This window comes from Bizionia argentinensis JUB59 (assembly GCF_000224335.1).
In the GTDB taxonomy this organism is placed as follows: domain Bacteria; phylum Bacteroidota; class Bacteroidia; order Flavobacteriales; family Flavobacteriaceae; genus Algorimicrobium; species Algorimicrobium argentinense.
The window spans coordinates 57,854-80,196 of record NZ_AFXZ01000047.1; the positions used below are offsets into that span (position 1 = coordinate 57,854).

The 22,343-nt window shown below is 33.4% G+C and carries 21 protein-coding genes and 2 tRNA genes; 12 read left to right on the forward strand and 11 right to left on the reverse strand.

Going from position 1 to position 22,343, the window contains the following annotated elements; genetic code table 11:
• Positions 1-2 precede the first annotated feature (2 nt).
• The 3 genes from porG to BZARG_RS11875 form a co-directional block, all read right to left on the reverse strand.
• Positions 3-692 (reverse strand): type IX secretion system protein PorG, encoded by a 690-nt coding sequence (gene porG, locus BZARG_RS11865; protein ID WP_008638669.1) that lies wholly within the window; start codon positions 690-692, stop codon positions 3-5.
• Between the two features lie 100 nt (positions 693-792).
• On the reverse strand, positions 793-1,674 hold the full coding sequence (locus BZARG_RS11870) for an NAD kinase (RefSeq protein ID WP_008638738.1): 882 nt from the start codon (positions 1,672-1,674) through the stop codon (positions 793-795).
• A 4-nt stretch (positions 1,675-1,678) separates the two neighbouring features.
• Entirely contained in the window at positions 1,679-2,338 is a 660-nt protein-coding gene (locus BZARG_RS11875; RefSeq protein ID WP_008638671.1) for a CBS domain-containing protein, read from the reverse strand.
• A gap of 89 nt (positions 2,339-2,427) precedes the next feature.
• Here BZARG_RS11875 and BZARG_RS11880 point away from each other — a divergent pair, with 89 nt between their 5' ends.
• The 6 genes from BZARG_RS11880 (at position 2,428) to clpX (ending at position 8,016) form a co-directional block, all read left to right on the forward strand.
• The gene (locus BZARG_RS11880) at positions 2,428-3,141 is read left to right on the forward strand and encodes a pyridoxine 5'-phosphate synthase (RefSeq protein WP_008638667.1); all 714 of its coding nucleotides are present in this window, start codon (positions 2,428-2,430) and stop codon (positions 3,139-3,141) included.
• Between the two features lie 50 nt (positions 3,142-3,191).
• A complete protein-coding gene (locus tag BZARG_RS11885; protein WP_040288626.1) occupies positions 3,192-3,968 on the forward strand; it encodes an alpha/beta fold hydrolase in 777 nt (258 codons plus the stop codon).
• Positions 3,969-4,003: 35 nt separating this feature from the next.
• The gene (locus tag BZARG_RS11890; RefSeq protein WP_008638672.1) at positions 4,004-4,351 is read left to right on the forward strand and encodes a phage holin family protein; all 348 of its coding nucleotides are present in this window, start codon (positions 4,004-4,006) and stop codon (positions 4,349-4,351) included.
• Between the two features lie 155 nt (positions 4,352-4,506).
• Positions 4,507-5,835 carry a trigger factor gene (gene tig, locus BZARG_RS11895; protein ID WP_008638746.1) on the forward strand — a complete coding sequence of 443 codons (1,329 nt, stop codon included), beginning with the start codon at positions 4,507-4,509 and terminating at the stop codon, positions 5,833-5,835.
• Positions 5,836-6,030: 195 nt separating this feature from the next.
• Entirely contained in the window at positions 6,031-6,705 is a 675-nt protein-coding gene (gene clpP, locus BZARG_RS11900) for an ATP-dependent Clp endopeptidase proteolytic subunit ClpP (RefSeq protein ID WP_008638752.1), read from the forward strand.
• Positions 6,706-6,783: 78 nt separating this feature from the next.
• Positions 6,784-8,016, forward strand: a complete 1,233-nt coding sequence (gene clpX, locus BZARG_RS11905) for an ATP-dependent Clp protease ATP-binding subunit ClpX (RefSeq protein ID WP_008638655.1) — start codon at positions 6,784-6,786, stop codon at positions 8,014-8,016.
• 208 nt (positions 8,017-8,224) lie between these two features.
• Here the strand turns inward: clpX and BZARG_RS11910 are convergent, their stop codons facing one another.
• Positions 8,225-9,742: a GH3 auxin-responsive promoter family protein gene (locus BZARG_RS11910; RefSeq protein WP_008638691.1), complete on the reverse strand. Its 1,518-nt coding sequence runs from the start codon at positions 9,740-9,742 to the stop codon at positions 8,225-8,227.
• 41 nt (positions 9,743-9,783) lie between these two features.
• On the opposite strand from BZARG_RS11910, the gene BZARG_RS11915 reads away from it, so the two are divergent.
• A complete protein-coding gene (locus BZARG_RS11915; RefSeq protein WP_008638663.1) occupies positions 9,784-10,578 on the forward strand; it encodes a DUF2797 domain-containing protein in 795 nt (264 codons plus the stop codon).
• Between the two features lie 55 nt (positions 10,579-10,633).
• Here BZARG_RS11915 and rpsU read toward each other — a convergent pair whose 3' ends face one another.
• Both rpsU and BZARG_RS11925 read right to left on the reverse strand, forming a co-directional pair.
• Positions 10,634-10,828, reverse strand: a complete 195-nt coding sequence (gene rpsU / locus BZARG_RS11920) for a 30S ribosomal protein S21 (RefSeq protein ID WP_008638695.1) — start codon at positions 10,826-10,828, stop codon at positions 10,634-10,636.
• Positions 10,829-10,932: 104 nt separating this feature from the next.
• Positions 10,933-13,599 (reverse strand): AsmA family protein, encoded by a 2,667-nt coding sequence (locus BZARG_RS11925; RefSeq protein WP_008638653.1) that lies wholly within the window; start codon positions 13,597-13,599, stop codon positions 10,933-10,935.
• Between the two features lie 349 nt (positions 13,600-13,948).
• On the opposite strand from BZARG_RS11925, the gene folK reads away from it, so the two are divergent.
• Positions 13,949-15,076, forward strand: coding sequence for a 2-amino-4-hydroxy-6-hydroxymethyldihydropteridine diphosphokinase (gene folK, locus BZARG_RS11930; RefSeq protein WP_008638673.1), 1,128 nt, complete (start codon positions 13,949-13,951; stop codon positions 15,074-15,076).
• A 102-nt stretch (positions 15,077-15,178) separates the two neighbouring features.
• Here folK and BZARG_RS11935 read toward each other — a convergent pair whose 3' ends face one another.
• From BZARG_RS11935 to BZARG_RS11950, 4 genes are all read right to left on the reverse strand, one after another.
• A complete protein-coding gene (locus BZARG_RS11935; RefSeq protein ID WP_008638744.1) occupies positions 15,179-15,628 on the reverse strand; it encodes a hypothetical protein in 450 nt (149 codons plus the stop codon).
• Between the two features lie 8 nt (positions 15,629-15,636).
• Positions 15,637-16,239 carry a superoxide dismutase gene (locus BZARG_RS11940; RefSeq protein WP_008638666.1) on the reverse strand — a complete coding sequence of 201 codons (603 nt, stop codon included), beginning with the start codon at positions 16,237-16,239 and terminating at the stop codon, positions 15,637-15,639.
• A gap of 641 nt (positions 16,240-16,880) precedes the next feature.
• A complete protein-coding gene (locus tag BZARG_RS11945; protein WP_008638641.1) occupies positions 16,881-17,258 on the reverse strand; it encodes a hypothetical protein in 378 nt (125 codons plus the stop codon).
• A gap of 20 nt (positions 17,259-17,278) precedes the next feature.
• Positions 17,279-17,596 carry a roadblock/LC7 domain-containing protein gene (locus BZARG_RS11950; RefSeq protein WP_008638680.1) on the reverse strand — a complete coding sequence of 106 codons (318 nt, stop codon included), beginning with the start codon at positions 17,594-17,596 and terminating at the stop codon, positions 17,279-17,281.
• 189 nt (positions 17,597-17,785) lie between these two features.
• On the opposite strand from BZARG_RS11950, the gene BZARG_RS11955 reads away from it, so the two are divergent.
• Positions 17,786-18,271 carry a hypothetical protein gene (locus BZARG_RS11955; protein ID WP_123766948.1) on the forward strand — a complete coding sequence of 162 codons (486 nt, stop codon included), beginning with the start codon at positions 17,786-17,788 and terminating at the stop codon, positions 18,269-18,271.
• Between the two features lie 89 nt (positions 18,272-18,360).
• Here the strand turns inward: BZARG_RS11955 and BZARG_RS11960 are convergent, their stop codons facing one another.
• Positions 18,361-18,894 (reverse strand): RNA methyltransferase, encoded by a 534-nt coding sequence (locus tag BZARG_RS11960; RefSeq protein ID WP_008638679.1) that lies wholly within the window; start codon positions 18,892-18,894, stop codon positions 18,361-18,363.
• Positions 18,895-19,016: 122 nt separating this feature from the next.
• Here BZARG_RS11960 and mutS point away from each other — a divergent pair, with 122 nt between their 5' ends.
• The 3 genes from mutS (at position 19,017) to BZARG_RS11975 (ending at position 21,934) form a co-directional block, all read left to right on the forward strand.
• Entirely contained in the window at positions 19,017-21,632 is a 2,616-nt protein-coding gene (gene mutS / locus BZARG_RS11965) for a DNA mismatch repair protein MutS (RefSeq protein ID WP_008638639.1), read from the forward strand.
• 97 nt (positions 21,633-21,729) lie between these two features.
• Positions 21,730-21,801, forward strand: a tRNA-Gly gene (locus tag BZARG_RS11970).
• A 49-nt stretch (positions 21,802-21,850) separates the two neighbouring features.
• Positions 21,851-21,934, forward strand: a tRNA-Leu gene (locus BZARG_RS11975).
• The last annotated feature ends 409 nt before the right edge of the window (positions 21,935-22,343 follow it).

A 22,343-nucleotide genomic window follows, 5' to 3' on the forward strand; every position in this document is an offset into this window, starting at 1 on the left:
GGTTAAAATATGCAGAAACACGGTTTTCTGCCAAATGTATAGGTTAAGGTAATGCCTGTAAACATATACCAATCGTTGTTGTTTGTGTTACCAAAAGCTGATGATGCATTGGCGTCGTAATTTGGAACACTGCCATCCAATTCATCCGAAAAAGTATAACGGGCACCAATTTCTGCAGCAATAATAAAATTTCCTAAAGCATTAGTTTTAAAACCCAAAACCATAGGAATACCATAAGCGTAGCTCGAGGTGTTTCCGTCTCTTATTTGTCCGTTTTTAAGGATTTGAAAGTTGTCATGATAAGCAACAGATAATCCAGAGTATATATAAGGTGTAGCTTTTAAACGGTCGTCATGTAAATCCCAGTCGAAAAAAGTAAATTCTAAACCCACGGAAGCTTCAATAATATCATTTTTAAAACTGAAATCTCGCTCTTGACGTCTTGGGTCATCAGATTTTAAATCTCTTCCTTCTAGTTCAGTATATATTACAGATGCTCTAAAAGCATGTCTCGGACTTCTATTCCATTTATAAATAGCACCAACTGCTGGTTTATTAGGCGCTATGTACTTGGTGCTACCAACATCTCCAATAAAATTACTGCCGCCAAGAAATACACCGATTTCATGGGTTTGTGCTTGGCAGAAGTGACTGCTTAAAATTAGTAAGAGTACGGTGGTTAAATACCTCATAAACGTTCAAAAGTTTGCAAATATAATAAACTATGATTAGCCTATAACAATTTGATTCAAAATGTATTTCAATTAAACTGATTTTAAATAAAATTATTGTTTAATTACGTTTGTCTTCTCCCCAAAGTAGTTTTTTTCTTAAGGTATCTAAAAAGCTTTCTTCTAATAATTCTATCATTTTTATCGTGAATGGTGCTTTTTTAATAGTAATAATTGTCTCGTTGGATAAGGTAGTAATTCTAGAATCTAATGAGACTAAAAAGTTGTCTTCCCTGCCATTTACTTTTAACTTAACTTCCGTTGAATCCTTTACTACTAAAGGACGCGCGCTTAAATTATGAGGGGAAATAGGAGTGATGACAAGGCTATTGGTATCAGGCGTAATTACTGGTCCACCACAGCTTAACGAATAACCTGTTGAACCGGTTGGTGTGGAAACAATCAGTCCGTCGCTCCAGTAGGATGTTAAATATTCATCATTTAATCGGGTTTCAACCGAAATCATGGAAGTCGTGTTTTTCCGACTAACAGCTATTTCGTTTAAAGCAAAGTTGTAGGTGTCGAATGCTGAAACTTTCGGAAACGTATCAATAACTAATAAATGGCGCTCCGATATTCTATAAGCTTTATTAAAAATCGCATCTAATGATGGAATAATCAGTTGGTTTTGTATAGTTGCTAAAAAACCTAACCTACCAGTGTTAACACCAATTACGGGAATGTTTAAATCGTGAACATATGTTACAGCCCTTAGAATAGTGCCATCGCCACCGATGCTGATCAGTAAATCGAAGCTCGGATCTAAAGTATCGGTGATCTTGGTGAAATTGAATTCTGAAGGTTTTTTTTCTTGAATTTTCTCATTAAACTCGGCTATTAGAAAAACTGAAACGCCTTCTCTATTATTTAAATAATGTAAAATAACAACCAGTGCTTCTTCAGTATTAGAATTAAAGGCTTGACCAAAAATGGCTATTTTCATTGAATTATATATTTAAGTACTTATTTAAATAGTCAGATCGGTCTTTTAGGCTCTGCATATAACTGTCCTCTTCATGACCTGAAATAATATTATAACTGTAACGTCTAAAAGTTTGCATGATATCATTAAGTCCAGTATTCCCAATTTTTAAGGTAACTTGAACCAAATCCATCTCGGATTTTGAAATAAATGCACCCAATAATTTTCCGTTGTTAGATTCTACAATTTGACTTATTTCACTAAAGGAATAATCAATCAGTCCTTTTTCAATAACCAAAATACCGCCAGCTTCAGCAAAAAATGGCGTTTCATTAAACAAGCCTATAACATCATTTAATTCATAATATCCTTTATAGTTGTTGCTAATGTCTAGAATAGGCATGATATTGCTGTTGTTTTGGGCAAAAGCCTCGAGTACATCCAGCCAATTAGTGTCGTCTCGAACAAAAAAGCCTTCAATAGCATGTGTTTGATCGGCAATTATTTCTTGTTTTTCAAAACAATAAACGTCTGTTTCAGACATACACCCCAAGTATAAACCATCGGCGGTCTGAATTGGAATATGGGAATACGTTAGCTGATTAAATAGCATTTGTAAATCACCAATTTTATCGGTGCTGAACAAAGGCTTTATATCGTTAATAACAAATTCATGTAAATTCATATTGTGTTTTTTGTTATTTGCAAATTAATTAAAAAATACTATAATACCGGTAGTTGAGTTTGTATTTTTGTAAATCAAATGTATAGGAAATGACAAAGCTAAGTGTAAATATAAATAAGATTGCAACTTTACGAAATTCGCGAGGTGGCGATTTACCAAATGTAGTTCAATTTGCAAAAGATGTGCAGCGTTTTGGTGCAGAAGGAGTTACTATTCACCCAAGACCTGATGAGCGTCATATTCGGTACCAGGATGCATACGATTTAAAGCCCGAAGTGTACACGGAATATAATATTGAAGGCAATCCAATTGATAAATTTATGGCAATGGTTTTAGAAATAAAGCCAACGCAAGTTACTCTAGTGCCCGATTCGGTGGATGCACTTACCAGTAATGCCGGTTGGGATACCGTAAAACATAAAGGTTTTTTAATTGAAGTGATTCAGGAATTCAAAAATAACGGAATTCGTACCTCTATTTTTGTCGATCCTGTTTTAAAGCAAATTGAAGGCGCCAAAGAAACAGGTACTGATCGGATTGAATTGTACACCGAAGCTTTTGCAGATGAATATAATTTAGGAAATAAAAAAGGCATTTTGCCATACACCGAATGTGCAGATTTAGCCGATAGTCTAGGTTTAGGGATTAATGCTGGTCACGACCTATCATTGGATAACATTCAGTTTTTTAAAGAAAATATGCCTAACTTATTGGAAGTTTCTATCGGTCATGCATTGATTTCAGAAAGTCTGTATTTAGGGGTGGAAAATGTAATTCAAATGTATTTGCAGAAACTGAAATAAGTTTGCCATTGGCAGTTTAGTAAAATATTAATAAAAATAGTAGTGCATTCGTGAAAAATTCAAACAAATTATATTCTAATATTATTGGTAAAGGGAAACCTTTTATTATTCTCCATGGTTTTTTAGGCATGGGTGATAATTGGAAAAGTCTAGGAAGTCAGTTTGCCGAGAAAGGCTATGAAGTACATTTAGTAGATCAGCGTAATCATGGACGTAGTTTTCATGACTCCGATTTTAGTTATGATGTTTTATCAGCCGATTTAAAAAACTATTGTGATACACATAACTTATCTAGTGTAGTGCTTTTAGGGCATTCAATGGGTGGGAAAACGGCCATGTTATTTGCGGCTCAGTTTCCAGAGATGGTTTCTAAATTACTGATTGCCGATATTTCACCTCGTTTTTATCCAATACATCATGATGCGATTTTAGAAGGTTTAGGTCAACTAGATTTTTCCGAATTAAAAAGTCGCGGAGCTGCCGATAAGGTCATGGCAAAATATGTATCCGATGTTGGAACTCGCCAGTTTTTACTTAAAAACCTATATTGGAAAGAAAAAGGACAACTTGCTTTACGTATGAATTTAGAAGTTTTAACCGATAGAGTCGAGGAAGTTGGCGATCCGCTTCCGGCTTTCGCTAAATTTGAAGGCGATACCTTATTTTTACGTGGCGATAAATCTGAATATATTAGCAGCCAAGACGAAGAGATTATTAACGCGCATTTTCCAAAAGCGAATATTGTAACCATTTCAAATGCAGGACATTGGTTGCATGCCGAAAACCCCGAAGAATTTTATGAAGCTGTGATGACATTTTTGTCTTAAGTCACATGTATAATAACCTTCAAAATAAATAAACTATGAAACTTATTATTAAATTGTTATTAACAGCGTTAGCTGTTGTTTTACTTGCTGAAATTTTACCAGGCATTCAAGTTGCAAGTTATACAACGGCTATCCTTGTTGCTATTGTTTTAGCTTTACTTAATCTAATTGTTAGACCAATATTAATCTTTTTAACACTGCCAGCAACCATTATAACGCTTGGTTTATTTCTGTTTGTAATAAATGCCTGTATAATTTTATTAGCTGGTAATTTAATAGCTGGTTTTGCCGTATCTAGTTTTTGGACTGCTTTATTTTTCAGCATTCTTTTAACCATTTTACAGTCTATTTTTTATTCAATTTTAGGTGAGGATAAAGCGTAAATATCTATAATCCTTTAACATTTCAAAATAATTGAAATCCGTTAGCCCTACTGAAAATCAGTACAAATAAACGAGTGAAACACAATACGTTAAAAAACTTTGTTGGCTTGTAAAAAAATAGTATTTTTGCACTCCAATTTTTATCACATAATACAATGAATATTACAAGAGAAAATATTGATGCATTAAATGCTGTAGTTAAAGTAGATATCGCTAAAGAAGATTATAGCGCTAAAGTTGAAAAAATATTAATAGATTATCGTAAAACTGCAAACATTCCTGGTTTTAGAAAAGGCCATGTGCCAATGGGGATGGTTAAAAAACAATACGGTAAATCGATATTGGTAGATGAGGTTAATAAACTACTTCAAAGTGCATTAAATAAGTATTTAGCTGAAGAAAAATTAGACGTTTTAGGTAATCCTTTACCAAAACCACAAGATGATTTAGATTGGGATGCAGATGTATTGTCGTTTGAATTTGAATTAGGTTTAGCGCCAGAATTTGAAGTAAATTTATCGCCTAAAAAAGCGATTATCGATTATAATATTACCGCTGGTGATAAAATGATTGATGATCAAATTTTAAACGTTCAAAAGCAATATGGGAAATTAATATCTTCGGATGTTGTTGCTAAAGAATCTGAAATTACTGGTGTTTATAAAAATGAAGAACGTGAAATTGAAAACACAGTAACATTAACACTTGATAAATTTGAAGGGAAAGCGACAGCTAAGAAATTTATTGGTGCTAAAGTTGGTGACGTTATTACATTAAACACAAAAGCCTTATATGTTGATGATCACGATTTAATGGAAGCATTAAAAGTTCCTCATGACGATATTCACGATTTAGATATTGAGGTAACGTTTACTATTACTGAAATTAACGAACGTGAATTAGCAGAATTAAACCAAGAGTTATTTGATAAACTATTTGGTGAAGGTGTTGCAAAATCTTTAGAGGACGTCAAAGAAAAAATTAAAGAAGATGCTGAAAAGCAATTCAAACAACAATCTGAACAAAAATTACTAAATGACGTTACAGAACATTTAGTTGAAAATACTAAATTCGATTTACCAGCAGCATTCCTGCAAAAATGGATGCAAACTGCAGGTGAAAAAGAATTAACCGAAGCTCAAGCTCAAGAAGAATACGCGAAATCGGAAAAAAGTTTACGTTATCAATTAATTGAAGGTAAATTAATCACCGACAATAAGATTAAAGTAAGCATGGATGATATTAAAGATCAATCCAAGCAAATGATTAAAGCCCAAATGGCACAGTTTGGTCAGTTAAATCCTTCGGATAAGGAATTGGAAGATATTGCGGCACGTGTATTAGGAAATGAAGATGAAGCACGTCGTATTTCGGAACAAATTGTAAGTCAGAAGTTATTAGCGCTTTATAAGGAAAAAGCAAATATTAAAACAAAAGATATTACTTACGAAGACTTTGTAAAAGAAGTTTACGGCGACAAATAAGCGGGTTTACCACATTTATTAAAGGTATATTAAGCTTGTATAAGCAATATCAACTTTTAAAGAATAAATCCTTATATTTAGGCGTTGAAATAATTAGTTTCAACGCCTATTTTTTTGAGTGACTTTTTATTAAAAAACCATTCGCAAACGTCTTGACATTAGTCAGGATTTTAACCTATAAAATTTAGAATTACAATGAATTACGCAAATGAATTTGAGAAATTCGCTATAAAAGATCAAGGCATCAGCAGTACATATTACGATAAAATCATCAGTCATATGTATCCAAGTAATTTAACGCCAAACATTATTGAAGAGCGTCAAATGAACATCGCTATTTTCGATGTGTTTTCTAGATTAATGATGGATCGTATCATTTTTTTAGGAACGGCAATTAATGATCAAGTTGCGAATATTATACAGGCACAATTATTGTTTTTAGAGAGTACAGATTCCTCTAAAGATATTCAAATATATATCAATTCACCAGGAGGTGGTGTTTATGCTGGTTTAGGTATTTACGATACTATGCAGTTTATCAAGCCGGATGTAGCTACAATTTGTACAGGTATGGCAGCGTCAATGGGAGCGGTTTTATTATGTGCTGGTGAAAAAGGAAAACGTAGTGGTTTAACACATTCACGTGTTATGATTCACCAACCATTAGGTGGTGCTCAAGGTCAAGCGAGTGATATTGAAATTACTGCTCGTGAAATTTTAACTTTAAAGGAAGAGCTTTTCCAAATTATTAGTAAGCATTCAGGTCAAGATTACGACAAAGTTTATAATGATAGTGATCGTGATTACTGGATGAAAGCGGATAAAGCTAAAGAATACGGTATGATTGATGAAATATTAGTACGTACCTAATACAATAGAATATATCTTTTTATAACCCGATTTTTAATGGGTTTTAAATACAATTAGATAATAGAAATTAAGTAATTTATGGCAAAGGAAGAATTAGAATGTTCATTTTGTGGTAGAAAAAAGCCAGAAACCAGTTTGTTAATTGCTGGATTAGATGCCCATATCTGCGATCGCTGTATTGAGCAAGCGCATGGTATTGTTGTTGAAGAATCCAAACAAACGGATAATAGCGATTTGTCTGCGGAATTAAAACTTCGCAAACCACAGAAAATTAAAGCATTTTTAGACGAGTATATTATTGGCCAAGACAATACGAAGAAAGTAATGTCTGTTGCTGTTTATAACCACTATAAGCGTTTATTACAAGCGCCAACAGATGATGATATTGAAATTCAGAAGAGTAATATCATTATGGTTGGGCAAACGGGAACGGGTAAAACATTAATGGCAAAAACTATTGCTAAAATGTTAAACGTACCATTAGCAATTGTAGATGCTACGGTTTTAACAGAAGCTGGTTATGTGGGTGAAGACGTTGAAAGTATATTAACTCGTTTATTGCAGGCATCTGATTATAATTTAGAAAAAGCCGAAAAGGGTATTGTTTTTATTGATGAAATCGATAAAATTGCTCGTAAGAGTGATAATCCTTCAATTACACGTGATGTGTCTGGTGAGGGTGTGCAACAAGCGCTTTTAAAATTATTAGAAGGAACCGTTGTAAACGTACCACCAAAAGGGGGACGTAAACATCCAGATCAAAAGTTTATAGAAGTAAACACCGAAAATATTTTATTTATTGCTGGTGGTGCTTTTGATGGTATTGATAGAGTTATATCTAAACGTTTAAATATGCAAGCAGTTGGTTATGCCGCATCCATGTCTGATGAGCGTGTAGATCATAATCATTTATTACAGTATATTATTCCGAAGGATTTAAAAGATTTCGGATTAATCCCTGAAATTATTGGACGTTTACCCGTGTTGACTTACATGGATCCTTTAGATGCTGAAACGCTTCGAGCTATTTTAACAGAACCTAAAAACGCCATTATTAAACAATATAAAAAGCTGTTTAGTATGGATGATATCGAATTCAGTATCACCGATGGTGCTTTAGATTTTATAGTTGGAAAAGCTATCGAATATAAATTAGGTGCTCGTGGACTGCGTTCTTTATGTGAGGAAGTATTAACCGATGCTATGTTTGAAATGCCAGGCTCTAGCGATACAGAACTGAAGGTTACTCAAGCTTATGCTGAAGAAAAAATAAGTAAAACAACTTTAAAGAAATTAAAAGCAGTTTCTTAATTTCTTTTAAATTCATAATTCAAAAAACCACGCAATTAGCGTGGTTTTTTATTTAGAATATAATTAGTGTATACAAATTACTTCTCGATTAATAGCCTAGTAAAAATACATTTTGTTTGAGAATTTAAACCATACTTTCTTAACTATTAGATGAACCTACAAGTTAATTCGTTAATCGTATTTTTTTGTAAGTTTTTTACGCTAACAACTATTGTGTGTTAAGCTCCAAGAGTGCTTCTAGATGCTCTCTAGAGTTAGACAACCTGGGAACCTTATGCTGTCCTCCTAATTTGTCGTTAGCCTTTAACCAGTCGTAAAACAAGCGGTCACGCGCAATGTGAATCGTTGGTTTGTTTAAAGTCATATTATTATAACGCTTAGCTTCGTAATCGGAATTTAAAGCTTTTAAAGCGTTATCAAATAACTCATTGAAGTAATCAAGATTTTTTGGAGGTGTTTTAAATTCTATAATCCATTCGTGGGCACCTTTTTCTTTGCCTTCCATGAATATTGGTGCGGCTGTATAATCAATAATTTCAGATTGTGTTTTTTCGCAAACGCTTCTTAAAGCATCTTCGGCATTTTCAATAATTATTTCTTCACCAAATGCATTTAGATGATGTTTGGTTCGTCCTGAAACTTTAATTCGATAAGGATTTAGAGATGTAAATCGAATGGTGTCACCAATTTTATAACGCCATAATCCCGCATTGGTAGTAATAATAACCGCGTAGTTTATATGGAGTTCCACTTGACTTAAGGGGATAACTTTTTCATCCTTTGTTCCGTATGTATCCATCGGAATAAATTCATAAAAAATACCGTAATCCAGCATTAACAGGAGTTCACTCGAATCGTTTTGGTCCTGAATAGCAAAAAAACCTTCTGAAGCATTATAAATTTCATAGTATCTAAAACCTTTCTTTGGTAGAATCTTTGTGTATTGTTCTTCGTAAGGTAGGAAACTGACGCCTCCATGAAAATAGACTTCTAAATTTGGCCAAATATCATGTATGCTGTTCTTACCGGTAGTTTCTAAAACATTGTTTAGTAATACTAACATCCAAGACGGCACACCGGCCAAACTGGTTACGTTTTCTTGAATAGTTTCATCTACTATGGCCTGCATTTTATGCTCCCAATCGTTCATTAAAGACACTTTACTACTTGGTGTACTGCTGTATTCTGCCCAAAACGGCATGTTATCAATTAGGATAGCCGATAAATCTCCAAAGGCTGTACCGTTCTCTTTGTATAATTCTTTGCTGCCACCTAAACGCAAGCTTTTACCGGTAAACAATTGGGCGTTTTCATTATTGTTTAAATACATACATAGTAAGTCCTTACTAGCCGCGTAGTGACAGTTTTCCAATGAATCCTGACTAACTGGAATAAATTTACTTTTAGCATTGGTAGTGCCGCTAGATTTTGCAAACCATTTAATGGGTTGTGACCAAAATATATTATTCTCACCTAATCGTGAGCGTTCAATCATACTTTGATATTCTTCGTAATTTGAAATGGGAACACGATCGGAAAATGTTTGATAGCTTTTAATAGATTCGAAGTCGTATTTTTTTCCAAATTCGGTATCTCTTGCCTTATATAATAGCTGCATTAGTAATTCCTCTTGAACCTCATTAGGGTATTTTAAGAATAGTTCAATTTGATGAAATCGTTTCTTTAAAAACCAAGAAGCAATTGAATTTACAATAGGAATCGACATATTTGCAGTATATTTAAAAAACTAAAATAATACTTTTTTTTATGACCTACCAAGGTGTTCTAACAAAAATGACAACCGAGTTTTCTGAACCGATTCAATACTACCTTATTTTTGAAAACGACTTCATACATATGAATCAGTTGTTGGATAAAAATATTCAATTAGAATTTGTTGGCTATCAGTGTTTAAGTTGTAGTTTAAATAAGCCCATTTATAGACAAGGTTTCTGTAAAAGCTGCTTTTTTGATGTGCCACAAGCGGCCGATTGGATTATAAAACCAGAGTTGAGTAAAGCACATTTAGACGAAGAAGAGCGCGATTTAGAATACGAAAAACGTGTGCAACTGCAACCGCATATTGTATATCTGGCAAACTCAAGTAACGTGAAGGTTGGTGTAACGCGAAAAAGTCAAGTACCAACACGGTGGATTGATCAAGGCGCGCATGAAGCAATTGAAATTGTTGAAGTACCAAATAGATATTTAGCCGGTATTACGGAAGTAGCATTAAAAGATTTCGTTGCCGATAAGACTAATTGGCGTACTATGCTTAAAAATGATATTAAAGATGAGAATTTGTTGGAGTGGCGTGAAAAACTAAAGGGCTACATTCCTGAAGAAGCTCAAGAATATTATATAGCAAATAATAAGGAAACAAATATTGTGTTTCCTGTACATCGCTATCCAGAAAAGCCAAAAAGCTTAAATATTGTCAAGGCAGAATTGTATTCCGGTAAATTGGTTGGCGTAAAAGGTCAGTATCTTATTTTCGAAGATGATACAGTCTTTAATATACGCTCCAACGAAGGAATAGTTGTTAAACTTACTATGGCATAAAAAAAAGCACGCATGAAATATAATGCGTGCTTTTTATTATATTTTAAAAAGACAATTAAATATCTTCTTGATCTCTTAAGTTTTGGATATAGGCTGCTTTTGAGATTAAACGTCTTCTTTTTACAGAAGGCTTTGTAAAATACTGATTCTCTCTCAAGTTCTGCATTACTTTTACGTTTCTATGCTTACGCTTATAACGTTTTAATGCGCGTTCTATATTTTCTCCTTCTTTAATTTCGATTCGTAACATATTATTTTTCTTAAATTTAATGGGTGCTAAGGTAATCCTTTTATTATAATTTTCAGAAGTTTTTATGAATTTTAAAATAAAGGTTTGTTTTTCAATAGCAGGGGTTAATTAATACTGTCTTTTGGGTTTTTATTTTTGTTCTTATTTTTCTTAATAAAGCCGCCTAAAATATTCTTAATGGCGTCTTCGGTAGTAGGCTTATCAGTTTTTATTGTATCGGTTTGAACAGCTGTGCTGTCTTTAGGCGAGTTACCTGGTTTCGGATTATTTCCAGAGGTTAATCCTCCTATAATATCTTTAATGGCATCTGTGCCTTTACTTACCAGTTTTTTCTTTTCAATTTCAATTAGCTGTTGTGTTAAGTTGGTAACACTTGATGATAAATCAGTTGATATTTTAGGGCTATCAAACGTTCCTTTTAAATTTGCTGTTACCGGAATCGTAATTTTATTAACTTCAGGATCATTAATCTTTCCAATTAATCGATTAATATCACTTCCTAAATATTTAGCTGGTACATTAAAAGCTACATCGTAATTCATAGTTTGATCGAAACCATGAGTTCCACCCACAGCAATGTCAATATCTTTATAGGCTAAATGGAAAGGTTCAATATTAACTTTTCCATCGCTGAATGTTAGATTGGTTTTTAAATTGTTCAAATTCAGCTTATCTAAATCAATAAAGTTTAATTTGCTGCTTAAAGCATTTAATAGTGGACTATCTTCTAGTTTGGTCTTAGTCGTTAATAATTCGGCTAAAGCATTTCCTGAAATCGAGCTTAAAATAGGCGAAAAGGAACTATCCAAATTACCACTTAAAGCAATATCCGTATTTAATTTACCTTCAAAAAGTTTGGAAATTGGTGCGATTGCTTTTAATAAATCCAAGGTGTTAAAGGACTCTGTTATATCAAAGGAATTCACATTTAATTTTAAATTAAAATGCGGAACATCTTTTTGGGTATTTATATCTCCTGAAACGGCTAGAGTTCCATCAAACAAATTGGTAGTTAAATTGTTTAAAGTTGCTGTTTGATCTTTAATGGCTAATTTCCCTTTCATGTTTTTAAGGGTTAAATTATCATAAATAACAGTTTTTGCATTGGCATCAATAGTGCAATCTAAAAAAGCTGGTATTTTTAGAGGGGCACTTACTTCTGCTGTCTTTTTGATTTCTTTATCCGATTCAGTTTCTTCATCGGCAACCATGAAGTCGCTAATGTTCAGAGTATTTGACGTTACATTAAAGTTTCCTTGCAATTTCTTGTCACTTAAAAGAAAGCCTAGAAAATTGGTGATAGTTCCATTAGCATTCAAATCGCTTTGGCCTGTTTTAGCTTCAAATCTATTAAGAACAACCGATCCCGATTGAAATGTTAAGTCCGCATTAGAAATACTTAACGGATTTAGCATGTCTTCGGATTCATAAATAAAATTAGTAACCTGAACGGTACCGTTGTTTTTTATACGCTGATATGCGTTGGTTTCAATTGCATCCATATCGAAAGCAGTGTTTAACTTCGCTTTTAAAATTCCGCTTAATTTGGTGTCCAACTCTATTGGGTATGCTTGGCTAATATGTGCTAAATTTAAAACACCATCAATATAAGCATCAACGGTCATGTTTTTTGTTAGATTCCCAATTTTGGCCTTGGCATGAAATTGATCCTCATCAATCTTAAAATTTAATGTGGTAATATCTACGTACGTGTCATCAACGTTTCCTGTCGTATTTTTAATACTCGTATTTATATTTATGTTGTCTACGCGTTTTGGTAAGTCTGGATATTTAAAAGAAGCATTATTGGAAACTATATTAATATCTAGTTTAGGTATTGTTTCTTCAGAAATTAAACCGTTTATACGACCTGATATTTTAAAGTTCCCCGTCGTTTCTACTTGAGCAATATCTTTAGAATATGATTTAGGTATAACTGCTAAAAATTCTTTAAAATCAGATCCTGGGTTTTCAAAAGTAATATCTACTTCCTGACCGCTTTCCAATAACTGGACGTAACCTTTAAATTCTAATGGTAATTCATTAATAAAAGCTTTGTTCTCCTTAAAGGTGTACTTGTTGTTTGGAAGATCTAAACCAATTATAGCATCTAATTTTAAAGTGTGATTGCTTAAATACTCGGTGTCATCCATTTTTAAGGTTAAACGAGCTCCAGTTTTAGTATCTAATTCTGAAATATTTTCAGAGAATGTTCCTTTTCCTGAATGGTTTAATTCTGTAATATAAAATATGATGTTAGAACTCTCATCTATATATGTAAGCGCACTATTGTCAATATTATAATCTTGGACATCTAATGAAAAGCTGTTACTGGATTCAGACTCTAAAGCCCCATTATCCTCTGTTTCTTTAGCTATATCGTAATTTGTTTCTCCGTATTTGTTGGTTTTTAAAACGATTAAAGCTTCGTTTATATTGAATTTATTTATCACAACAGGGCCTTGGTTAGCTTTTTTAAACAGCTCTTTAATGGACATGGTTAGAGAAATGGATTTGATGGACGCTAATTTTTCATCTTTAAAAGGCGCAAAATTTGTTATTTCTAGATCGCTCACATCTACTTGTGCCTGTGGGAAGCTTCTTATAAAACTTAAATTAATATCGCTAAACTCTACATGAGCATTTACGTTATTATTGATTGTATTTTTTACAATGTCCTTAATTTTTCCTTGAAATATAAAAGGTATGGATACTAAAAGGATCACGAGAACCAAAAGGGTGATTCCGATAATTTTTAAAGCTTTTTTCATATAATTTTTAAAGTGATGGTTTGTAAGTGTATACGTATAAATTAGGTGAAATGTTACTAGAAACCTAAAGTTTAATAAAACTTTAATACTTAATTAGAGCTTGATTTCTTTATTAACATTTAATTTAAAATAATTTTGATACAAATATACATCCAAATATAAAAAGGATGCCTTTATAATGCTAATATAAGTTGTGAAGGAGTTTGAGCTTTAGCTAAATGAATGCAATAAGAATTAAAACAAATAACATGTATTAAGGACTTAAGTTTTTGGTAATGCGTTTTTGTGAATAAATACCCATTAGAAATTCAATTTATTAAGTTTTCTTTTAGTTATTTTGGCATTCGTTATGACGCAATTAAACTCTATCTACATATCATTAGGAAGCAATCAAGGCGACCGCTTAAAGCATTTGCAAGACGCTGTAAATGCAATTTATAAGCGCATTGGTAAAATACAGATGATTGCAAAGGTTTATAATACCCCAGCTCTAGGCTTTGATGGCGGCGATTTTTTAAATACCTGTATCATTGTGAATACAGATTATCCTGCTGAAACTGTTTTAGAATATTTACAACGAATTGAAATCGAAATGGGGCGTGTACGTAGTCAGAAAACGGAATACGAGTCCCGTATTATCGATTTGGATATCTTGCTTTATAATGAGGCCGTAATTAATACGGAATCCTTAACAATTCCGCATCCCGAAATGGAAAATAGGCTATTTGTCTTAAAACCTTTAAGTGAAATTGCTTTAAAAGTGAAGCATCCAGTCCTAGGGAAAACTGTTTCCGAATTGTTGACCATTTGTAATGATGTAAGCGAAGTTGAGCCCATTAATATTTGGTTGAAAAACCCGAGTAAACAATACAATCTTTCCAATTATAGCTATATCGCGATTGAAGGTAATATTGGCGCCGGAAAAACGAGTTTAGCCACGATGATTTCTTCCGATTTTAATGCAAAGCTTATTTTAGAGCGTTTTGCCGATAATGCGTTTTTGCCTAAATTCTATGAAGATGCCAAACGGTATGCTTTTACGCTTGAAATGAGTTTTCTAGCAGATAGATATCAACAAATTAGTGATGATCTATCGCAATTGGATTTGTTTAAAGATTTTATTGTTAGTGATTACGATATTTATAAATCGCTTATATTTTCCAAAATTACCTTGCCAGAAGATGAGTTCAGTCTTTATAGACGTTTATTTTACATGATGTATAAAGATATTGCTAAACCGGAGCTATATGTTTACTTATATCAAAACACTAAAAGATTACAGGAAAATATTAAACTACGAGGTCGTGAATACGAGCAGAATATTGATGACGATTATCTAGAAAAAATTAATGCAGGCTATCTTAATTTTTTAAAAAACCAAGACGAACTAAAAGTGAAAATTATCGATATTTCCAATCGGGATTTTGTAAATAGTCGGGAGGATTACTTATGGGTATTAAACGAGATTTCTAATTGATTTGCCTTTAAAAATAAAATTCTCGATACAAACCGATAAAAATCGGAATGCACCAAGAATTTCTAAATTGAGCAAATAATAAAAATGGCTTTCCTGAAAGAATTAAATGCTGCTCAATTCGTTTTGTAATCTTTTAAATACGTCTTCAGTATTAACTTTAGCGCCTCCTGTTTTTTCTGTGAATTGAAAATAAGTTAGAGTAGCGCGTTTTAATTCCGATTCAATTTGATTTTGATTCTTCTTCTTCTTTAGACTCATTAAATGTAGAAGAAAATAAATATTCTGCTTTAATAAGTTGTCCGCTTCTTTAATATCGCCTAGTTCTTCATAAGTATTAGCCATGTTGTTAATGGAAATAATATAGAGTTGTACGTAGGGAATGCCTAAATTCTGACAATTAAAAGCATTGTTATTTAGTACCTCCGCTCGGCATAACGCATCTAGATATCCGGCTAAAGCTTCCTCATATTTACCTTCATTAAACAGCAGGTTTGACGCTTCGGTTTTTATTTTCCAATAGTCCTCTATATGTTGTAAACAGGTGTCACTCATAGCGATTTTTATTTTAAATTCTTGTTGGCAAAATCCCAATTTACTACATCCCAAAAGGCTTCCACAAATTTTGGACGGGCATTTCTATAGTCTATATAGTACGCGTGTTCCCAAACGTCTAGGGTTAGTACCGGGGTTTTGTTTTCGGTTAACGGTTTGTAGGCATCTTTCATAGGAATGATTTCTAATTTCCTAGTTTCATTGTCCTGTGCTAGCCAAGCCCATCCGGCTCCAAATAATTTGGTGGCTGTATCTGAAAACTGATTTTGAAAATTTTCAAAACCTCCAAAATCTCTGTCAATAAGTTGTTTAATGTTTCCTTCTGGAGATTTTCCGCCGTCTGGAGACAAGCAGTGCCAAAAGAAACTATGGTTCCAATGTTGGGCGGCATTATTGAATAATCCAGTATTCTGATTTTGTTTGGCTTGCTTAATAATGTGTTCCACGCTAGCGTCAGCCAAAGGTGTGTCTTTCACTAGATTATTTAAATTATTTACATAGGCTGCGTGATGTTTGCCGTAATGATAATTAAAAGTCTCTTCGGAAATAATAGGATTTAATGCGTCTATTTGATACGGTAAGTCAGGTAGCTCTAAAGTAATATCAATCATGTATCTCAATTTTAAATTTATACTCATTATGGACGGGTTTGCAAGCTATTTAGAAATGAATTACAGTTTCTGAAATTCTTATGAGAAACTAATTTCCGATTTTTAAATAAATACAGAACCATCCTATCTGTTAAGCAAATATACTAAATTAGATGACACGAACAAATTATTTAGATTAGTCTAAATTATTAAATTAAGCAATAAATGTTTTTACTCCAGTTTTTGAGGATTATTTGGAATTTGTTTTGCTAGAATTTTTTAAATGAAATACACACAGGATATTGATACCTCCCAAAAATTTAGTCTGAACTATTGGCGAAGATTAGACGTTCTCTATTTTAGTTATTTGTTGAAAATAGAAAAGATTGTTTACTGGTTTTAGTCTAATTTACAGAGGATTTAAAACCTCCCAAATTCACTAGTTTTCTAAAATGTATTCAAGATGTGTATCAAAGGAGAGGATGCTTAATGGATTCTTTTTTACTAAAGCTGGGTTTTAAATAAAAAAAAGATATTATCTAAATAGGTAGACAATATCTTTTGTATAATGTTTATTAAGATATATTAAAAAATGATAGGTATCTAGTTAATTAGACTGTAAAACTAAATAAAATGTTACTCATTATTTATGGTCTTAGAACTTAAGAAAGTTCTGCAACGATATCTTTCTTATATTTTTTAAGAAGCGCTCTAGTCATTCCCATATTAGCTTTTGAAGAATCAACAGCTAAATAAATGAAATACTCACGATTTTCGGAGATATCTATCATGTGAATTTGATTGTTAAGCGTAATAATAATATCTTGTATTTGAGAATCTAATCCCAAAGCTTCTATGGCGTTGTACTTTGCCTTAGCAACTTCTAAATTGTAAGCAGAGGCTATTTCTGGATCGAAATTCTCATCTGCTGAATCAGATACGTAGCAGACACCCGAGCTTACTTCTGTTACTGTAACTGCTATGTAACCTGGGACATTGGCTCTAACATCTTTTGTGAATTGTTCTAAAAAGTTTGACATAATTTTTATTTGCTATTAATTTAGTTATTATTTATTGAATTCATATACTTAAGTAGTAACCCAAACTTAGATGGATTATCAGATGCTATAAGTACAATGGCGCCTGAATCTAATCTGTTGACTATAATGACATTTTCAGATGATCGTGCGATTAATTGTTCTAGGTTGCTGCCTGTTATATCGTTTAGTAAATCATGACACATAGAGAATGCAGTTTGGGTCATTAAAGCAAAGTTTTTAGCATGCTTCATGTCCGTGGCATCTGTAATACTACCATCTTTATCAGCGATAATAACAATATTTGCTCCTGTTTCTTCTGTTATTTTTTCTATGTTCATTTTTGGTCTTTTAGGGCAATTAGAATGGTGTTCAATTTTGGGGCTGCAAAAATAACGATTTAAAATTGTTAAGTCAGGAGTTTTTGAAGTTTTAGTTGTAAGTAACGTTTTTGTCGTTGAAAGGATTATGAGTTTGTAGGTTATATTGTATTTTTGCCGCCCAAACATTCAATTATGCAACTGAAGGAAATGTCTGATATAGAATTATCGGAAACTTTAAAAGAAAGAAGAAAGAGGTTTGACTCTTACAGAGTGGGCTCTGAAATTTTTATCAAAGAAGATAAAGAGCAACTCAATAAATATGAAGCTATTGTTAGAGAGAAAGTAGAAGCTATAGAGAGGCAGAGAGTGGAATCTCTTATTGAACAAAAAATAGTAACGGTAGTTGAACAAGAAGAAGAACAGGAGATAGAAGATGCTGTTGCTGTAGAGGAAGAGGTTGCAGAGAAGCAGAGGAGCGGATTCATGGGCTTATTTAAACAAAAACCCAAAGCTGTTGTTGCGGAAGTGACTCAAGATAAAAACAGTGATGGCCAAGTTGAAAAGGAGCAAGCTGAAATTAAAGAAATTGAGAACGCTAATGAAGACGAATCGCTTTTTCCAGGTGCTGTGGAAGCTACAAAATCATACAATACACGTATGAAAGAAGGGTATTTCGGAAAACGTCGCCGATAAGATTAAAGAAGTTTAAAAAGACCTCAATATCAAAATGAATTTATTTAGATATTGAGGTCTTTTGTGTTGAAGCTGGCCGTGTTATTAAGCTATCTTACTTTTAGTTTAGAGAAAATATCCCAAACTACCACACCACAACTCACCGAGATATTTAAAGAGTGTTTGGTGCCAAATTGGGGGATTTCTAAAACCACATCACTCGCATTAACCACATCTTGCGCCACGCCTTTTACTTCGTTTCCAAAAACTAAAGCATATGTCGTGTTAATTTGTGGATTAAATTCGTTGAGCATTGTGGCGTTTTCAGCTTGTTCAATGGCACAAATTTGTACGTTTTCAGCCTTAAGTTTTGTTATGAGATCCAAAGTGTTTTTGGCGTATTCCCAAGCAACCGTATCGGTGCTTCCCAAAGCTGTTTTATGAATATCTTTATGTGGCGGCTGCGCAGTAATGCCACACAAGTAAATTTTTTCAATTAAAAAGGCATCCGATGTTCTAAACACCGAACCAATGTTATTCAGACTCCTAATATTATCCAGAATAATAATTATAGGTGTTTTTTTTGTGTCTTTAAATTCATCGACACTTAATCGGTCTAACTCGCTGTTCTTTAATTTCCGCATGTTAATTTCTTGATATAATTGTAAATAACTTATAGTTAGGTGGCTTTAAAAGCCCTAAATAAAGAAGTACTTTAGCAATCCTATATTTGAGGCAAAAGTAACATATAAAAATCAGTTAGACGTTGGCAAAAAAAGCAAAAAAGGAAACACCGTTAATGAAACAGTATAATGCTATCAAGGCGAAATATCCTGATGCCTTGCTATTGTTTCGTGTGGGCGATTTTTATGAAACGTTTGGAGCAGATGCCGTTAAAACCGCTGGAATCCTCGGGATTATTTTAACTAAACGTGGCGCTGGAAGTGATAGTGAAACTGAATTAGCAGGTTTTCCGCACCATTCTCTAAATACGTATTTACCAAAGCTTGTAAAAGCGGGTGAGCGTGTGGCAATCTGTGATCAACTTGAAGACCCAAAGCAAACCAAAAACATAGTAAAGCGTGGTGTTACGGAATTAGTCACACCTGGTGTTGCTTTAAATGATGAGGTTTTGAAATCTAAATCAAACAATTTTTTATGTTCGGTTTATTTCGGAAAACTACACATTGGGATTTCATTTTTAGATATTTCTACAGGCGAATTTTTAACCTCTCAAGGAAACGCCGAGTATATTGATAAATTACTTCAAAATTTTAATCCGAGTGAAGTGCTCGTTTCAAAACAAAAACGATTGCATTTTAATGAAACATTCGGGCCAGATTTTCACACGTATTATTTAGAAGATTGGGTCTATCAAACCGATTATGCTAATGAAACTTTGATTAAGCATTTCGACACGAAAACGTTAAAAGGTTTTGGAATTGAAGACTTACATGAGGGAATTATCGCTTCTGGTGCTATTTTGCATTATTTGGACGAAACCCGACACAATAAGTTGCAACATATAACAGCCATCAGCAGAATTGCTGAAAATGATTATGTGTGGATGGATAGATTTACTATTAGAAACCTAGAACTTTATCATTCTACCAACAATAATGCAGTAACGCTATTACAGGTAATTGATAAAACTATTTCACCAATGGGCGGCCGATTGCTGAAACGCTGGTTGGCATTGCCATTAAAAGATGTGGCTAAAATTAAGCAACGTCATGAGGTGGTTGATTTTTTAAGTAAAAACAAGCCCACGCTTCATAAAGTTCAAAGTCATATTAAGCAAATTGGCGATTTAGAGCGCTTAATTTCTAAAATAGCCACTAGTAAAGTGAATCCGCGTGAGGTTATTCAACTTAAAAATTCTTTGGAAGCCATCGTGCCAATTAAGGAAATTGCTTCTGGGTGTGATAATGATGCTTTAAAAGTTATTGGCGATACACTTCAAAGTTGTGAAGGACTTCGCAATAAAATAAAAGAAACCTTAATTGAAGAGGCGCCGGTAAGTGTTTTGAAAGGTTTTACTATAGCGAAAGGTTTCTCGGAAGAATTGGATGAACTTAGAGGATTATCTTCTACTGGGAAAGGCTATTTGGATACTATGCTGAAACGTGAAAGTGAGCGCACGGGAATTACCTCTCTTAAAATAGCCTCCAATAATGTGTTTGGTTATTATATTGAAGTCCGAAATACGCACAAAGATAAAGTGCCGGAAGAATGGATTCGTAAGCAAACGTTGGTGAATGCCGAACGATATATAACCGAAGAGCTCAAGGAATACGAATCTAAAATTTTAGGCGCTGAAGAACGTATTTTAGCAATCGAGCAGCAGTTATTTGCTGATTTAATCCTGTGGATGACACAATACATCAAGCCTGTTCAGCAAAATGCTTTTTTAATTGGGCAGTTGGATTGCTTATGTGGTTTTGCTCAATTGGCCATGGATAATAATTATGTGTATCCGGATATAGATGATTCTTTCGATTTAGAAATCAAAGATGGTCGTCACCCAGTTATTGAAAAGCAGTTGCCACCAAGTGAAGTTTATATTGCTAATGATGTGTTTTTAGATCGTGATAAGCAACAAATTATAATGATTACTGGGCCAAACATGTCTGGTAAATCTGCTATTTTACGTCAAACGGCTTTAATTGTCTTGTTAGCGCAAACAGGAAGTTTTGTACCCGCTAAATCCGCAAGGATTGGTTTGGTTGATAAAATATTTACACGCGTTGGTGCGAGTGATAATATATCTATGGGCGAATCGACCTTTATGGTTGAAATGAATGAAACGGCATCCATCCTAAATAACCTTTCTGAACGCAGTTTGGTGCTTTTAGATGAAATAGGCCGAGGCACGAGTACTTATGATGGTATTTCCATTGCTTGGGCTATTAGCGAGTATTTGCATGAGCATCCAGCAAAAGCCAAGACGTTATTTGCAACGCATTATCATGAGTTGAATGAGATGACCGAAACCTTTGAGCGTATTAAAAACTTTAATGTGTCGGTAAAAGAGTTAAAAGACAATGTTTTGTTTTTACGAAAATTAGTTCCTGGAGGTAGTGAACATAGTTTTGGTATTCACGTTGCAAAAATGGCAGGTATGCCACAACAAGTATTAAACCGAGCCAATAAAATTTTAAAAAAGCTTGAAAAATCACATTCTAGTGAAGAATTGACTGATAAAGTGAAAAATTTGAAAGATGACGACATGCAGTTGAGTTTTTTCAATTTAGACGATCCATTATTAGAAAATATAAAAGAAGAAATTTTACATATTGATATTGACACACTTACACCAGTGGAAGCGCTTATGAAACTCAATGAAATTAAGCGAATGTTGGTCAAAAAAAAGCAAGTTTAAAATAAAAAGAATAATTTTTCAAAAAAGGCATTGGAATTCATATAAATATTTTAAATTTGCAACCGCAATAGAGATATTGTAAGTTCATATAAAGACTGCGAAAGTAGCTCAGGGGTAGAGCATCACCTTGCCAAGGTGGAGGTCGTGGGTTCAAATCCCATCTTTCGCTCTATTTTTTATTTATTACCAATTTGATTACAACGTCGTGTAGTCAATAAGCTGAAGTGGTGGAATTGGTAGACACGTTGGACTTAAAATCCAATGTCCATTAGGACGTACGGGTTCAAGTCCCGTCTTCAGTACAGATGAAAAGTCGAAACGAAAGTTTCGACTTTTTTGTTTTAAAAATATGCGGAAAGCGCGCTTTCCAGCATATTTTTAAAATAAAAAAGCAATCCATATTTTTGGATTGACTTTTCTCAAGATGTTGATATGGGAATGGGCGGAGCCAATTCCCATTATTATTATTATTATCTAAAGCTTCTACTTTCCAGCATATTTTTAAAACAAAAAAGCAATCCATATTTTTGGATTGACTTTTCTCAAGATGTTGATATGGGAATGGACGCAGTCAATTCCCATATCAGGTATTAACTTTTTACGTTACTTTAATAGAGTTCAAAGTATTTTAGATCTCTAATCGTCTATATGAACTCTAATGAATGAGGCTACTATTATATGACGACTGTGGTTGGTTGTCGAAGGTTTGAA